Origin of the sequence: Apibacter sp. B3706 (assembly GCF_011082725.1) — a bacterium.
Classification (GTDB): Bacteria; Bacteroidota; Bacteroidia; order Flavobacteriales; family Weeksellaceae; genus Apibacter.
The window spans coordinates 740,365-756,808 of sequence record NZ_CP049715.1 but is presented as its reverse complement, the minus strand read 5'-3'; the positions used below and the strand labels follow the sequence as shown (position 1 = coordinate 756,808).

Genomic DNA, 16,444 nt, shown 5'->3' with positions numbered 1-16,444 from the left:
TCAACCTTTTATAAAAGTGATCTATCGGTAATTTCTATGGATCATAAATATATACTAAATTTGTAAAAAAGATTCCTCATGAAAAACAGCTTATATTCAATTCCTAAAATAAAAAATACAACTACTAATAATTTCACTTTAATTGCAGGACCTTGTATTATTGAAGGTGAGCAAATGGCTATGGATATTGCCGGAAAAATTGTTGAAATTACTGATAAATTAGGTATTCCTTATATCTTTAAAGGTTCTTTCAAAAAGGCAAATCGATCAAGAGTTGACAGCTTCACCACAATTGGAGAGCAAAAATCTTTAGAAATATTAAAAAAAGTTGGTGATACGTTTTCAATACCCACCACTACCGATATTCATGAAAACGAACATGCTCAATGGGCTGCAAAATATGTGGATGTATTACAAATTCCTGCTTTTTTGGTTAGACAAACCGATTTGTTAGTTGCGGCTGCAAAAACCGGAAAGTATATTACCTTAAAAAAAGGTCAATTTTTGTCTCCAGAAGCCATGCAATTTGCCGCTCAAAAAATAAAAGATTCAGGAAATTCCAACTATGCAATTATTGATCGAGGAACTTCTTTTGGATATCATGATTTAATTGTAGATTACAGAGGAATACCAACTATGAGGAACTACGCTCCTGTAATATTAGATGTTACGCATTCATTACAACAACCCAATCAAACAACCGGTGTAACGGGAGGTAGACCCGATATGATTGAAACTATTGCTAAAGCAGGTATTGCCGTTGGAGCTGATGGAATTTTCATTGAAACCCATCCGAATCCTGAAATTGCCCTTTCCGATGGTGCAAATATGTTAAAACTGGATTTACTGGAAAACTTGTTGGAAAAATTGGTAAAAATAAGAAAAGCTATCAGTTAGTATTTGGGTAAAAAATGATTTTAATTTAATACAATATAAATCAATCATTTCATATCTTTTATTGATTATTATTGATTTTGACATTGTTTTTTAATTAATTTTTTATCCTGGGTTTACCATCTTAATAAAATTTAAAATAACTTTATTGGTTTGATTTATAAATACATAATTCAAAGTAATTGAATTATGTAAGCCATATATTTTGTTATCAATAAATTTGCAGTAACGAAACGAAATATGCAAAATAATACTCTTATACAAAAATATAATGTACCCGGTCCCAGATATACCAGTTATCCTACGGTACCTTATTGGGATGAAAAAAATTTTTCTTCTGAAAAATGGATTCAAACGTTACAAAAATCTTTTAAAGAAAGTAATAAAAGAGAAGGCATTAGTTTGTATATTCACCTTCCTTTTTGTGAAAGTTTATGTACTTTTTGTGCCTGCAATAAGCGTATTACTAAACAGCATAATGTTGAGTTAGTATATATAGAAACTCTTTTAAAAGAATGGCAGTTGTATCTAGCTTTACTGCCTGAAAAACCCATTATAAAAGAATTACATTTAGGAGGTGGAACTCCCTCGTTTTTTTCTCCTAAAAATCTAACGTATTTATTAGAAAATATTTTCTCAAAAGCAGAAATTCATTCGGAAAAAGAATTTAGTTTTGAAGGGCATCCTAATAATACCACTCGTGAACATCTTCAATCCTTATACAATCTAGGATTTAGAAGAGTAAGTTTTGGAGTTCAAGATTACGATCCTAAAGTACAACAAGCGATACATCGTATTCAACCCCTTGAAAACGTTAAAAAAGTAACCGATATTGCTCGTGAAATAGGATATGAAAGTATAAGTCATGATTTAGTCTTTGGTTTGCCTTTTCAAGATTTAAATAAAGTGAAGCATACCATAAAGATGACCGAAGTAATGCAACCCGATAGAATTGCATTTTATTCATATGCTCATGTTCCGTGGATTAAAGGTGTAGGACAAAGGGGTTTCAAAGATGGAGATTTGCCAAGCGGTGAGGAAAAAAGAGAATTGTATGAAAAAGGTAAAGAGTTATTGGAAAATATGGGATATTTTGAAATCGGAATGGATCATTTTTCCTTAAAATCAGATTCTTTGTACCAATCCATGCTAAATAGAAAAATACATAGAAATTTTATGGGATATACCTCCTCTTCCACTCAAGTAATGATCGGATTAGGAGTTTCTTCGATTTCAGATAATTGGTATGCATTTGCTCAAAATGTTAAAACTATAGAAGATTACTACCAAAAAGTTAATAATCAAGAACTTCCTGTTTTTAGAGGGCATATCTTAAGTGAGGAAGATTTATTTATTAGAAGACACATACTTAATTTAATGTGTTTGTTGGAAACCCGCTGGGAAGATGGAATTATTCAAAAAAATTATCCTGAAATCATCGAAAGATTACGAGAGTTTGAAGCAGACGGTCTTATTGAATTATCGGAAAATTCTTTAGTTATAAAAGAAAATGGGCGTTCGTTTATTCGTAATATTTGTATGGCTTTTGATCTGAGAATGATGAAAAATGCACCTCAAACCAAATTATTTTCTATGACGGTTTAATCTTTAAATCTTTTGATTTGATTTATTTTACTATCAACGAATTTTAAGTAAATATATATCGCATTCAATATATAGTTAAATTACGTAAAATTTATTTTTAAAGGGCTCATATATAAGTCCTACATTATACTGTATAGATTAATTGATTGAATTATAATTTGTTATATACTATAAATTAGTAAATAAAGTTTGCAAAAAAATAGCTCACATTAATTAATGTGAGCATTAACTGTACTATAACTAGTTTCGAAAATTATAAGATTATAGTATCGGAATACTACTAATTATTATTTTATCTATTATTTTTGCCATTATTATTTATGCAAACTAACTATTAATGAAATTTTGTAATAATCAGATAGTTTCAATATATAAAGGTTTGATTTTTCCACGTTACTAAGGAAAAATGAATAAACTTTCATTTAATAAATGCAACATTTGCATAATTTATTAATAAGATGACAAAAAAGATAAAGGCAAAATTAACTATTATTTTTTCTTAGTTCTGGGTCTAACCCGATCAGTTTCCCTTACTGTAGTCTTAGGATTTTCTTCAGCATATTTTTTAGTGGTGTAGTGTCCAGTTTCGGCATCTCTGTACCTTACTATTTTTTTTTCTTTAGCCATAGTATTAATTTTTGTGATTTATAGGCAAAGATAAAATAATTTTTAAAAATAAAGCATATATTTTCATTTTTTTATCTTCTATTACTTTGAAAATATAGAAATTTATTTTCACTAAATATAGTATTAGATTTTATTTTTAATATAAAATGAAAAAACTGATTACAAGGATAAATACAGATAGAAACATCTATTTTTTTATGAAGGTATAACTTTGAGGATTATTAATTTGAGCATTAGCAACCTTCTATTTAAATTAAACGATATAAAATTATGGATTATAAAATAATATTAAATAAAACCATCTTCAGTTATAAATTTAAATCAAAAAATATTATTTAAACTAGAGTTCATCTTTATTGAGAATATATAGCGTGGGTTTAACATGAAAGAGCGAATAATTCATTTCTTCAGCGGTTATATATATTTTGGAATCTGTTACGGCAATAACTTCTGTTTGACCTATAGCAGCAGTTAAACCGATCAAGGTTTGTTTGGATTTACCTTTAAAAAAATTATGATCTTCAAAATCATAAAATTTCCATACATAGGCTGCTTCTTTGGTATATCCTATCAAATATAATGTATCTTGGTGTATGTCTGCTCCGGTTATTAAACATTCCGTATTAAAAGTTTCTATCTTTTTTGCAATTTTAGATTTTGATACAGAAGTTAAATCTAATTCGTAATGTGCGGTATGAAAATCACCCCATCGTTTAGTAAATAAATGAAGCTTATTTTTATAATAGATAAATGCTTCGCAATCAAAGTTTGTCTTAAAATTTCCTTTGTTTTCATAATCTATTTGATCTTCGAACGTAAATTGAAACTGATCTACTATAGTTATTTCTTTTAAATTTGTTGCATTGGTAGGCAAAACTACTTGATATACAGTTAAATCTTTGCGAATGCCTAAATTATTTCCAAAATCACCAATAAAAAGAGTATCACCTTTACGTGCCAATTCTTCCCAATCAACATTTTTAACTCCTTTGATTTTTATTGTTTCTACTATTTTTCCATCCTGAGTGCTTAATTTATATATTTCGGCTTCTCCTCCGCTGTCGTTACAGGTATATAGGAAATCATTATAAAAATCAAGTGTAGAAGTTTCATTGATTTGAGACGACAATATATATTTTTCGGGATATTCGGATAAGTCTAATATATTTTTCTCTACCTGACTATATAAAACTATTGAAACAAAACAAAAAATAAGTCTAGGTAGTTTCATCATACGTTCTCAGATTTAATGGATAGGATTATTCCTACTTACTTATTAATTCAAATAAATCATTTTTAAATGTTTCAATAGTTTTATTTCTTTCTGTAAACTAAAATTTGATAAAAATAGCTAGTCTTATAACTTTTTTAAGCTCTCTTTTAAAATAGTTAATTTTTCCAGTGTATCGGATTGCTTCTTTCTTTCCATTTCGACTACTTTTTGAGGAGCTCCATTCACAAATTTTTCATTAGACAGTTTTGCATTTACGCTTTTTAAAAATCCTTCTAAATAAGCTATATCTTCCAATATTTTTGCTTTTTCTGCTTCTGTATCGATTGTTTGTGTAAAAGGTATGGCAAATTCCAATTTACCAACTAAAAAAGTATAAGATGGCTCATTTTCATTCAGTTGATCCTTTATTTGTGAAATATTAGCTAATTTTTTTATGGTAGCAATATTTTCCAATTTATCGGATGATTTAACTATAAGCGTTAACGATTCTTTAGGTGAAAGGCCTTTTTCAGAACGGAAATTTCTAATACTTGAAATAATTTCTTTGGTTACTTCAAAATCGGATATAATGGATTCATTATATGCGTTTTCAGAGACTGATGAAGTTATAATAAGGCTTTCTTGTATTTCTCTTTTTTTAATTGTTTGCCAAATCTCTTCAGAGATAAATGGCATGAATGGATGAAGCAATTTTAACAGGTCTTCTAAAATCGCTATTGTTTCTATATAAGTTTTTTCATCAATATCTTCACCAAATGGGGGTTTAACAGCTTCTAAATACCAAGAGCAATAGTCATCCCAAATGAGTTTATAAATATTCATTAATGCATCGGAAATTCGATATTTTTCAAAATCTCCATTTATTAAAGTAACTGTTTTAGCTATTTTATTTTTTAGCCAAGATATAGCTTCTTTACTTTCAATGGTTTGAGGTTTTGATGAATCTACATTCCAAGATTGTACTAAACGGAAAGAATTCCAAATTTTATTTGAAAAGTTTCTCCCTTGTAAACATAAATCTTCATCAAACATAAGATCATTTCCGGCAGATGAACTTAATAATACCCCCACTCGAACACCATCTGCTCCGTATTCTTCAATCAATTTTAAAGGATCCGGAGAATTTCCGAGCTGCTTAGACATTTTCCTTCTTAATTTATCTCGTACAATTCCGGTGAAATAAACGTTAGAAAATGGTTTTTCATTTCTGAAAGCATATCCTGCCATTACCATTCTGGCTACCCAGAAAAATATAATATCCGGTCCGGTAACTAAATCTTGGGTAGGATAATAATAATTAATTTCCTTATTGTCCGGTTCATTGATTCCGTTGAAAACTGAAATAGGCCATAACCAGGAAGAAAACCAGGTATCTAATACGTCTTCTTCTTGTCGTAAGGTTTCGGGTGTGATGGATGAGTTTTTTTCTTGAGCTAACTTTAGAGCCTCTTCTTTTGTTTCTGCAATTACAAAATCATTTTCGCCTTCTCCATAATAATAAGCAGGTATTCTATGTCCCCACCAAAGCTGACGTGAGATATTCCAATCATGAATGTCTTCCAACCAATTTTTGTAAGTAGTAACGAACTTATCCGGATACAGTTTAAGCTCTTCATTTAATACTGCATCAAGAGCCGGTTTAGCAAAATCCTTCATTTTCATAAACCACTGTACCGATATTTTAGGCTCAATAACTGCTCCGGTTCGTTCAGAAGTTCCCACTTTATTTACATAATTTTCTTCTTTTTCAAGAAGATTTTTTTCTTTAAGCTCTTTTGTTATTTCCTTACGAACTATGAATCTGTCTTTTCCTTTATAATGCAATCCATTATCATTTAGAGTTGCATTATCATTAAAAATATCAATGGTAGCTAATTGGTGCTTCTTACCCAAATTATAATCATTCACATCATGAGCAGGCGTTATTTTTAAAACTCCCGTTCCAAACTCCATATCTACATATTCATCCTCAATGACCGGTATTTCTCGGTTACAGATCGGTACTATAACTTTCTTTCCTTTTAAAAATTGATAACGCTCATCACTAGGATTTATACAAAGAGCGGTGTCACCGAATATAGTTTCCGGCCTTGTAGTAGCTACGATTACATAATGGTCTTCATGAGCTACTTTATATCTCAAAAAATATAGTTTTCCGTTATGTTCTTTATAAATTACTTCTTCATCGGATATATTGGTTTTCGCTTCCGGATCCCAATTAATCATCTTGTTCCCTTTATAAATATATCCTCTATTATAAAGATCCACGAAACATTTAATTACTGAATTATATAGATCACCGTCAAGGGTAAATTTTGTACGATCCCAATCACAAGAACAACCTAATTTTTTTAATTGTTCTAATATGATTCCACCATGTGTGTGAGTCCATTCCCATGCATGTTCTAAAAACTTTTCTCTTCCTATGTCAAATTTACTAATTCCCTGTTCTTTTAGCTTGTTAACTACTTTGGCCTCAGTGGCTATGGAAGCATGATCTGTTCCGGGAACCCAGCAAGCATTATATCCCAACATTCGGGCACGTCTTATTAATACATCCTGAATTGTATTATTAAGCATATGACCCATGTGTAATACACCGGTTACATTAGGGGGAGGAATTACAATAGTATACGGTTTTTTCTCATTCGGTTCTGAATGAAAAAAGTGGTTATCCATCCAAAATTTATACCATTTATCTTCAACGTTTTTAGGAGAATATTTTGCTGTAATTTCTGACATGTATTCTTATTTTTTGAGAATGACTACAAAGGTAGTATTTTATTAAAATTTTTTAAAAAAATTATATTACTAGATATAAAAATAGGATTTTCAAAATTTGAAAATCCTATTGCATTTGCTTTTGTGTATTATCACTTATCTGATTTTTTAGATAAAGTCATAATTTCCAAAATTAAACTAATTTATATGACTATTATTCTGTTCGCAAAGCCTCAATCGGTTTTATTTGAACTGCTCTTTGGGCCGGTATAAGTCCAATAAACAAACCTAAACTTACCATTAAAAACAAGGCTGCTAATACGTTCCAAATATTTACGGTTGGATTATAGAACGGAAATTTAGGATTGGCATCGCCCATAAATGAACTCATTCCTATTAAAAGTAATACTCCTAATATAAAACCGAGTAGACCGGAAAATACAGTTAAAAACACACTTTCCATAAGTATTTGTGATCTTATCTCACCCGGTTTGGCTCCTAAAGCTCTTCGGATACCTATTTCCAAGGTTCTTTCTTTCACCGTTATTAATAAAATATTGGAAATAGCAACTACTCCGGCAAGAATGGTTAAACCTCCCACAAACCAAGTAAGTATTTGCAATCCTTTTAAGAAATTGGTTAATTTTCTAAAGTTCTCAGCAAAATTCCAAGCACCGAAAGCCTTTTCATCTGTGGGTGCTACATCGTATTTTTTTCTTAAAGCTGTTTTGATCTTTTCTTCGACCACATTAACATTGTATTGTGGTTTAATGGAAATTACCATCCAATTTACTTTATCTCCTTGATTGTAGATTTTCTGATAGGTATTAAAAGGAATATATACCACATCTTCCGGTAAAAATCCTGAATTTGGATTTCTGTAAACTCCAACTACTTGAAAATAAATTCCGTTAATTTTGATATATTCACCTATAGCATTTTCTTTATTATTGAATAATTGTTCATAAACCTCTTTACCGATTATCGCAACCTTTTTTTTCTGAACATCATCTTCTTCATTTAGTAATCTTCCTGTAATCAATTGTTTCTTTTGAACTTTGGATACCGAAGCAAAATCACCAAATACGGTGAAATTCTTACTTTTATTTTTTCTGTTTATAACGCTTTGTTCAGAGGAAGCAGCATTTCTAGGTACTACAAAATCAATTTCAGGAACTTGTTTTTTCAAATATTCTACATCATCCAAATGTATAGCTAACTCCCTTCCTCTCGGGTATCCTTTATAGGGTTCACCTGTAGATCCACCCCAAAGAAATATACTATTGGTTGCATATCCGTCAAATATTTTATAAAAACCATTTTCAGCGCCTTTAGCAGCTCCTAAAAGAAATACATACAAAAACATTCCCCATGCCACACCGATCATTGTTAAAATGGTGCGCAACTTATTTTTGCTGAGAGTATGGTAAATTTCAACCCATGTTTCTCTATCTAAAATTTGCATTTGTATAAGATATTAAATTTCAATAAATAGTTTAATCTGAACTTAAGGCTTCTATAGGTTTTATTTTTGCAGCTTTTCTTGCCGGAATAAATCCTGCTACCGTACCAAAAGTTATTAAGGATACCGTTGCAAAAATTAATAATTCTTTACTTACCGAAGGATCTACTATAAGATAGGTGGAAAGATTATTACCTATAAAATAAAGAGCCAGACTACCTAAAATAACCCCTGAAATACCGGAAATAACTGTAATGAAAATAGATTCTTGCAAGATAAGCCAAACTATACTGAATGGTTTTGCTCCTAAGGCTTTTCTAATTCCTATTTCTTTTGTTCTTTCTTTTACAATATAAACCATAATATTACTAATACCGATAATTCCGGCCATTATGGTACCAAATCCTATAAACATAACCAAAGAAGAAATCACCGTGAAAAACGAGTAGGTATCTTCCATATTTTGGGCTCTGTTTCGAATAACCAAACCGGTTTTATCTGTGGGTGAAATTTTAAGTTTGGAGCGTAAAGTTCTCTCAATCTCATCCCCTAATTTAACAGCTACGCTAGGTTTCATGTCCGATAAATAAGCAACATCTATCTGGCTTACATGATCTGTACTTTTTTTGAGACTTTGTAAAGTGGATATAGGGATGTAAATTATTCTTTCATCATTATCCCCTCCTTCATCGTAGAATATACCAACAACTTTATAATTGATTCCGCCTATATTTATATATTTACCTAAGGCTTTTTCATTTTTAAAAAGATCTTTTTCTACCAATCGACCTATAACGGCAAATTTAGTTTTGTTTATAATGTCTGATTGATTTAAAAAACGTCCTGATGTAATAATGGCTTTTTCTATATATTGCTTATCCGGGTAAGTTGCCTGAACTGTATAGATTCCTGAAGATGTTCTGTAAGTAACATTTTCAGGCTGTGTGATGGTAGCTGTTTTATACTCTAAATTTTCATCAAATTCTTTCTTTACAAGTTCAAGATCTTCATTTTTAAGAGTAACATCCCTATTTTGTTGTAAACCTAAATATGCTTCGGTTGCTTTTCCCGGAATAATATTAATTGTACTGGAAGAATCCAATATGAAGGCTTGTGAAAAGCCATTTTTTAAACCATTTCCAAAACCGAAAAGTATAATGAAGATAAATAATCCTAATGATATTGTAAAACCCGAAAGAAAAGTTCTTAATTTATTTTGCTTGATGGAATAAAATATTTCCTGCCAGCGATCTATATTAAACATAGTTAATAAATTATACTAAAACTTCTTGATTAATAAATTCATCCCTTTCAATTATACCATCTTTTAAATGAACTACCCTTTTGCATTGTTTCGCCACATCGGGTTCATGTGTAACTATTAAAATAGTTTTTCCTTCGTTATTAATTTTTTGTAAAAATTTTATTACGTCATAAGTGGTTTGACTGTCAAGTGCTCCTGTAGGTTCATCGGCTAAAATAACTTTAGGATGTGTTACCAATGCGCGAGCAATTGCCACCCTTTGTTTTTGTCCACCCGACAATTCATTAGGCATATGATCTGCTCTATCATCTAATCCTACCCTTTTTAGATATTCCATGGCCCTGGAATTTCTTTGAGAACGTTTTACTTTTTGATAATATAAAGGAAGTGCGACATTTTCCATAGCATTTTTAAAGCTTATCAAGTTAAAGGACTGGAAAACAAAGCCTAAAAATTTATTTCTATAATCTGCTGCTTTTGATTCGCTTAAATCTTTTTCAATTTTAACCCCATCTAATAGATATTCTCCTTCGTCAGCGTAATCCAATATTCCAAGAATATTTAACAAGGTAGATTTACCTGATCCGGAAGATCCCATAATAGCAACCATTTCTCCTTCTCCTATTTCCAGATTAATTCCTTTTAATACATGTAATTTATTATGACCTATGTCATAATACTTATGTATGTTTTTCAATGAAATCATGTCGTTTGCAATTGTAGTTACTAATTTGTATAATTTAACTACTAAATGTTACAGATTACCGCAAAATCGAAACAGTTTATTTAATATATGTTTAACATTCTATATAAACTAAAAATGATCGATAAATTAAATTAAATGTTTAGTTAGTTATAGCTTTTACTAAAGCAAATTAATTATATCCGTATAAAACTTTAATGAATTTTTGTTTAATCTGTTTTAAAAATTTTTATATACATATATTCTAAATGGTGATAATATAAAGATTTAAAATCTTTTTGTTTTAAAAAAAGTTAATGATTTATCGTTAAAAAATATTCTTCATAAAAAAAGAGATCTTAATATAAGATCTCTTTTTTGTATTCTATTTAATTTTTTTAATTAGAAAGTGAGGAAACTTCAACGGAACTGTCAATTTTTTTAATTAATCCTTGTAAAACCTTTCCCGGACCGGTTTCTGTAAATACCGAACAATTATCTTGTATCATGTTACGAATTATTTTTGTCCAGTTTACCGGAGAGGTCAATTGTTTAATAAGATTTTCTTTTATTTTCTCAATATTGGTAACAGCTTTACTAGTATAATTCTGATATATTGGGACACTGGGTGTATTAAATTTAGTTTTAAGAATAACTTCTTCTAATCTTTTCTCGGCACTTTTCATAAGTGGTGAATGGAAAGCCCCGCTAACAGGCAGCAAAATTGCTCTTTTAGCCCCTTTTTCTTTTAAAGTTTCACAAGCTTGTTTAACTGCCTCTGTGTGTCCTGATATAACCAATTGCCCCGGACAATTATAATTTGCCGGAACTACAATATTATTTTCAGAGGATATCTCCTGACATACCTTTTCGACAGTTTCATCATCTAAACCTATAACCGCTGCCATCGAAGAAGGATTTTCTTCACAAGCTTCTTGCATCGCCAAGGCTCTTTCGTAAACTAATTTTAAACCGTTATCAAAAGACAGGACTCCATTTCCAACTAATGCAGAAAATTCTCCTAAGGAATGCCCTGCTACCATTTCAATTCGGGCATTTTCATTAACTTTAGCAGAAGCGATGGAATAGATAAAAATTGCAGGTTGTGTTACTTTTGTTTGTTTTAGTTGTTCTTCGGTTCCCTTAAACATGATATCAATGATATTAAACCCTAATATATCATTAGCAGAGTTCATCATTTCTTTAATATCAGCTCTGCTCTCATATATTTCTTTTCCCATGCCTGGGAACTGAGAACCCTGTCCGGGAAATACTAATGAATTCATTAATTTTTTTTAATATTAAGTATTTTATTGTTAAATGTAATTTTGTTTGTTCTAAGTTATTTTAATAATTGAATAATTCTAGCTTCTTGATTAACCCAAGCTCCATTTTTATTTATTCTTCTAAAAGAATATTTATTGCTGACTTGTTTACTTTCAGCTTTCATAATTGCGTTAGATAAATTCCCTTTTTCATCAACACGACTCAAAATATCATAGGTTACATCAAAACCGGTAATAGCATATTTATCCGGCATATGACAATATTTTTTCTTATATAAATTCATCATTTTTTGTTCATTAAAACCAAATTCATTTACATAATTTGTATCTAAATATAACAATCCGAAATTTATAAGTTTTTCTTCGTATTTTTTATTATCAAACAAAGAAGAGTAAAATAAAGAAATAGGTTGTACTTGATTAGTTTCAAAACTAGTTATCGTATCTAAATATTTATTTATTACCGGATCTTGATTTGAAATTAATAGGGCATAAATTTTATTATATTCTTCAGTAACTAAATTCTGATCCGGTTTAATATCTTCTGCATTTTTAGTTAAAATTACTTCAGCATTATTTTTTCTATCTTTAATTAATGATTGAATAAATTGAGCCGTTTTAAAATGTTCCTCATCATATACTATATATATTTTTTCGTTGGAATATTTTTTTAACATTTCATCAGTTACTTTTTCAGCTAATATTTGATCTTTTGTATTGTATAAAATTAAATTTTCGTGTTCATCTAGGTCATCGCTGGAAGAAAATGGAGAAATTATCGGAATTTTTTTAATTTTATCTGCTAGGGTCAATAAGTTCGATTTAAATAAAGGGCCTATTATAAGATTGGTATTCGAAAAATCATAGGTATTTACAATTTCTCTGAATTTATTATCATTACTTGTGTCAAATATTTTTACATGAACTCTTTTTCCTCTATTGGACAAAGAATCCAGTGCAAGTTTGACTCCAGAATAAAATTGAGTAGCTATACGTCTTTCCGGATTAACGGAAGATTCTCCGGTATGGAAAGGTAAAAATAAAACCACATTTACTCCGTCTTTTCTAAATTCACTATCGGCTTGACTTGATGATTGATCTTTAGCATCATTCTGTAAACCATTTTCAGGTAATTTATTCTTACTTAAGATATCAGATTCTTTATCATTCTGATTTTCAATATTTTCTTTTTTATTAGTTTCTATTGGATCATCTTTTGCTGAAGTTAACTCTTTTTTATCTTTTATGTTGATTTCTTCTTTTGAATCTGAATTATTTATTTTTAATTCTTCCTGATCCTTTTTATCATCACTATAAACATGATTATAAGCATTTGAATTTTCCAATGAGGAATTGGCAGGAATTTTTAAAATTTCACCGATTTTGGGACCGTTCTTATCCATAGCCGGATTAAGGGCTATTATGCTTTTAATTGTAGTATGATACTTTTTACTTAATCCGTACAACGTTTGTTTAGGCTCAACGGTAATATAAAAATAATCCAAGTTTTGTGTATTTTCTATATTTTGTGTGTTATTAGCAGTGTTGGAAGTTAAATATTCATTCGCTTTAGAAGAAGCTTTTTTATCCGGTATATTAAGTATTTCCCCTATCTGAAGCGTACGGCTGTTTAATTGAGGATTTACTTTTTTTAAATCATCAATGGAAACATTGTATTTTTTACTTAACCCATAAAGCGTTTCTTTCGCCATAACAGTATGTTTTTGCTGTTGCGAAAGCATCAAGGAACTTATAAATAATAATAGCAGCGTATTAAATTGCTTTTTCATTTCTAAATAACTTTGTTGCAAATGTAATTAAATTATTTATTTCCCTTTTTCTAAATTAAATACTGTTACAATATTTTGAAATTCTTTGATTTCATTATATATTCGAGCTAAAAATTCAGATCCCATTGTGGCATAATAAAATGAAAAATTGTAGACCCTTTCCTGCCAACTACCTTCAGGAAATAATTCTTCATATAATTTTTCAAAATTGTAAACAATTTCTTTATGTTTTAATCTATTTGCTTTATAAAAACGTTTGTTTATTTTTTCCAACCCATTGAGCTGCTTTTTCTTTTGAGCCAAAATCATATTTTTCCAACTAGGATCTGTATTGGCAGATTCTTTCAATAAATCATCGAAAATAACTTTTAAACGACTTTCGTACTTTGCAAAATCAAATATATAGGATGAATTTTGAATTACTAGGGTATTAATAGTTTGTTCTTTAGGAAGAAATAAATGATTGATATTCAAAGAAAGTCTTTTCATTCTTTTTTCTTGATTGTCATTAATCAATAAAAAAGAATTTCTTGGTACCAATATAGGAAAAGGAATATTTTGTTCAGAAAAATAATCTTTAAGTTCCATCCAATATGCAATTTCTGCATTTCCACCAATATAGGCAACGTTAGGCAATATGACTTCCTGATACACCGGTCTCATTAATGCATTGGGACTGAAATTTTCGGGATGTTTATCTATTTCTTCCAGTATTTCAACTTCACTAAAATTTTTACAGCTTCCTAAAATATAATATTTACCATTGGTTTCATCTATACGGTTTCTTTCTTTATTTTTATGATAAAAAAAATTAATTTTTCTTGGATTTACTTGTATTTTATAATGATTCGATTTTAATTTTTCGATTGTTTTTGAAATGATTCGGAAAGATTTTTTTTCCTTGATATCATCTTTAATAAACGGTATAAACAATTTTTTTAAAGATTCTGTATTTCCATCTATAAACAATAGACCATATTCTTTAAACAATTCATGAACTAAAATTCGAGTGGCATCTGAAAGATTATCCGCGGTATAATAGGATTTTTCAATAATCTTTCTTAATTCCTTTCCAAAAGGATAATATTTCAATTCTTCATAAAAATCGGATAAGACAGTTTTTAATCCACCGGTTGAAATTTCACCTACATAATCATGATGTTTCTCATTCCAACTTATAAATTCTCTATTAAAATTAAAATGATTTATTTCCTCAAAATCATGATCTTCCGTAGCCATCCAGAAAATTGGAATAAATTTAAATTCCTCTTGTCTGTCATTCATCGTATCACATAATTTTATTACCTGTAAAATTTTATAGATGAAATATAACGGACCGGTCATTAAATTTAGTTGATGCCCGGTTGTGATGGTTATTGAATTCGCTAAACTAAGATTTTTTAGATTGATTGTTTGCTTTTCAGACAATTGTAAATTTTTTAACTGTCGTTGCAATTCATCAATTAACTTTTCCCTGTGTTTATAATTGGAAATTTTTTCTCTAGCCTGTATAAGTAAAGATTCAGGTGATAAATTTCTTCCATAAAAAGATGCGATTTTTTCCTCCTTAGTTATATAATCTTTAATTAATTGAGAATTTCCGGGAATATCGGCAATGTTAATCTGATTTTTCACAATTCAAATTTACAATAAATTTTGTCAGATAAAAACTACACTTTTGTATCTAAATAGTAATGACAAAGATTAAGTTTTTAACCTTATTTACTGTAAATAAAATAATTGTGCCAAACATTTACACTATCTATATTAATATATATTAATTATTAACATTATATTCTTATAAAAGTAAGGTTTGGAAAAGGCAGGAAGATCTAATCTTACTATTTAAGAAAAAGAACGTTCTATGACTTTGGCTGACTAAGAACCTGCGATGATGAATTTTGATGGAAAATGAAATGCTACTTCAAAAATAGATATTTTAACTTTTTTAATACAATTACACACTATATACTTACTTATTTAAAAAGCTATCTCTTTAGCCTTAATCATCCTAAAATTACCGGATATATCTTGTTTTAACTCTACGTAATTAAAGTATTCCAAAAACAGTTGTCTGGTTTTTTCTCCTAAATCTTGATTAATTTCAACATATATTCTTCCTTGTGGTTTCATGTTTTTTAGTGAAAAATCTATTATACTCCTGTAAAAAACCAATGGATCATCGTCCGGTACAAACAAGGCCTTGGATGGTTCATGATTGACTACCCTACTCTCCATACCTTCTTTTTCATATTCTCTGATGTAGGGAGGATTGGATACAATAATATCATACTTTTCAGTATTCTTTATTAGGTGACCCGTATTAAGTAAATCAGACTGTATAAAATCTACCTGTACTTGATTGCTTTCTGCATTTTTTTTGGCCAAATTTATAGCCTTTTCGTCAATTTCAAGAGCAGATACTTTTGCTTTTAAGTTTTTAGCTAATGCAATAGCAATACATCCACTTCCGGAACATAAATCAATGATATTCAACTCTTCATTTTTATTTTCAAAGTCATTACAAATCCAAGATACCAATTCTTCTGTTTCCGGTCTGGGAATCAACACATGGGGATTTACAGAAATTTTACAGCCGTAAAATTCCGTATAACCTACCACATATTGATAAGGCATACCGCTAATTAAATGAAATAAGGCTGTTTGAAAAAGTGTAGGCTTTATTTGAGAATCTTCTTGCATTTCATCCAATCCTAATTTTAAGGTAATTTTATCTTTATGCAAATATGTTTCTGCCAACGCATAAAAAATAATATCTATTTCTTTAAGTGTATATTGCGAAGAAAGATTTTTAATAAACTCGTTTCTAATTTCTGCTAATGATTTCATGCTAAATATGCATTTAGGTTTTAATTTTT

General features: G+C 29.5%; 12 protein-coding genes. 2 read left to right on the top strand and 10 right to left on the bottom strand.

Annotation, left to right across the window (positions count from 1 at the left end):
• Positions 1 to 78 precede the first annotated feature (78 nt).
• Positions 79 to 897, top strand: a complete 819-nt coding sequence (kdsA, locus tag G8C41_RS03340) for a 3-deoxy-8-phosphooctulonate synthase (protein ID WP_166003874.1) — start codon at positions 79 to 81, stop codon at positions 895 to 897.
• Between the two features lie 237 nt (positions 898 to 1,134).
• Positions 1,135 to 2,499: an oxygen-independent coproporphyrinogen III oxidase gene (gene hemN / locus G8C41_RS03335; RefSeq protein ID WP_166006105.1), complete on the top strand. Its 1,365-nt coding sequence runs from the start codon at positions 1,135 to 1,137 to the stop codon at positions 2,497 to 2,499.
• A 489-nt stretch (positions 2,500 to 2,988) separates the two neighbouring features.
• Here the strand turns inward: hemN and G8C41_RS03330 are convergent, their stop codons facing one another.
• The 10 genes from G8C41_RS03330 to prmC form a co-directional block, all read right to left on the bottom strand.
• On the bottom strand, positions 2,989 to 3,126 hold the full coding sequence (locus G8C41_RS03330) for a multidrug transporter (RefSeq protein ID WP_105297751.1): 138 nt from the start codon (positions 3,124 to 3,126) through the stop codon (positions 2,989 to 2,991).
• A gap of 340 nt (positions 3,127 to 3,466) precedes the next feature.
• Positions 3,467 to 4,360: a hypothetical protein gene (locus tag G8C41_RS03325; protein ID WP_166006104.1), complete on the bottom strand. Its 894-nt coding sequence runs from the start codon at positions 4,358 to 4,360 to the stop codon at positions 3,467 to 3,469.
• 123 nt (positions 4,361 to 4,483) lie between these two features.
• The gene (locus G8C41_RS03320; RefSeq protein ID WP_166006103.1) at positions 4,484 to 7,102 is read right to left on the bottom strand and encodes a valine--tRNA ligase; all 2,619 of its coding nucleotides are present in this window, start codon (positions 7,100 to 7,102) and stop codon (positions 4,484 to 4,486) included.
• A 193-nt stretch (positions 7,103 to 7,295) separates the two neighbouring features.
• Complete coding sequence (locus G8C41_RS03315) at positions 7,296 to 8,546, bottom strand: ABC transporter permease (RefSeq protein WP_160543213.1); 1,251 nt, start codon at positions 8,544 to 8,546, stop codon at positions 7,296 to 7,298.
• 31 nt (positions 8,547 to 8,577) lie between these two features.
• Positions 8,578 to 9,807 carry an ABC transporter permease gene (locus G8C41_RS03310; protein WP_160566341.1) on the bottom strand — a complete coding sequence of 410 codons (1,230 nt, stop codon included), beginning with the start codon at positions 9,805 to 9,807 and terminating at the stop codon, positions 8,578 to 8,580.
• Positions 9,808 to 9,817: 10 nt separating this feature from the next.
• Complete coding sequence (locus G8C41_RS03305) at positions 9,818 to 10,513, bottom strand: ABC transporter ATP-binding protein (protein ID WP_105297756.1); 696 nt, start codon at positions 10,511 to 10,513, stop codon at positions 9,818 to 9,820.
• Between the two features lie 374 nt (positions 10,514 to 10,887).
• On the bottom strand, positions 10,888 to 11,775 hold the full coding sequence (fabD, locus tag G8C41_RS03300; protein ID WP_166006102.1) for an ACP S-malonyltransferase: 888 nt from the start codon (positions 11,773 to 11,775) through the stop codon (positions 10,888 to 10,890).
• A gap of 56 nt (positions 11,776 to 11,831) precedes the next feature.
• Complete coding sequence (locus tag G8C41_RS03295) at positions 11,832 to 13,565, bottom strand: LysM peptidoglycan-binding domain-containing protein (RefSeq protein WP_166006101.1); 1,734 nt, start codon at positions 13,563 to 13,565, stop codon at positions 11,832 to 11,834.
• A gap of 36 nt (positions 13,566 to 13,601) precedes the next feature.
• The gene (bshC, locus tag G8C41_RS03290; protein ID WP_166006100.1) at positions 13,602 to 15,200 is read right to left on the bottom strand and encodes a bacillithiol biosynthesis cysteine-adding enzyme BshC; all 1,599 of its coding nucleotides are present in this window, start codon (positions 15,198 to 15,200) and stop codon (positions 13,602 to 13,604) included.
• Between the two features lie 345 nt (positions 15,201 to 15,545).
• Positions 15,546 to 16,415, bottom strand: a complete 870-nt coding sequence (gene prmC / locus G8C41_RS03285; RefSeq protein WP_166006099.1) for a peptide chain release factor N(5)-glutamine methyltransferase — start codon at positions 16,413 to 16,415, stop codon at positions 15,546 to 15,548.
• Positions 16,416 to 16,444 lie beyond the last annotated feature (29 nt).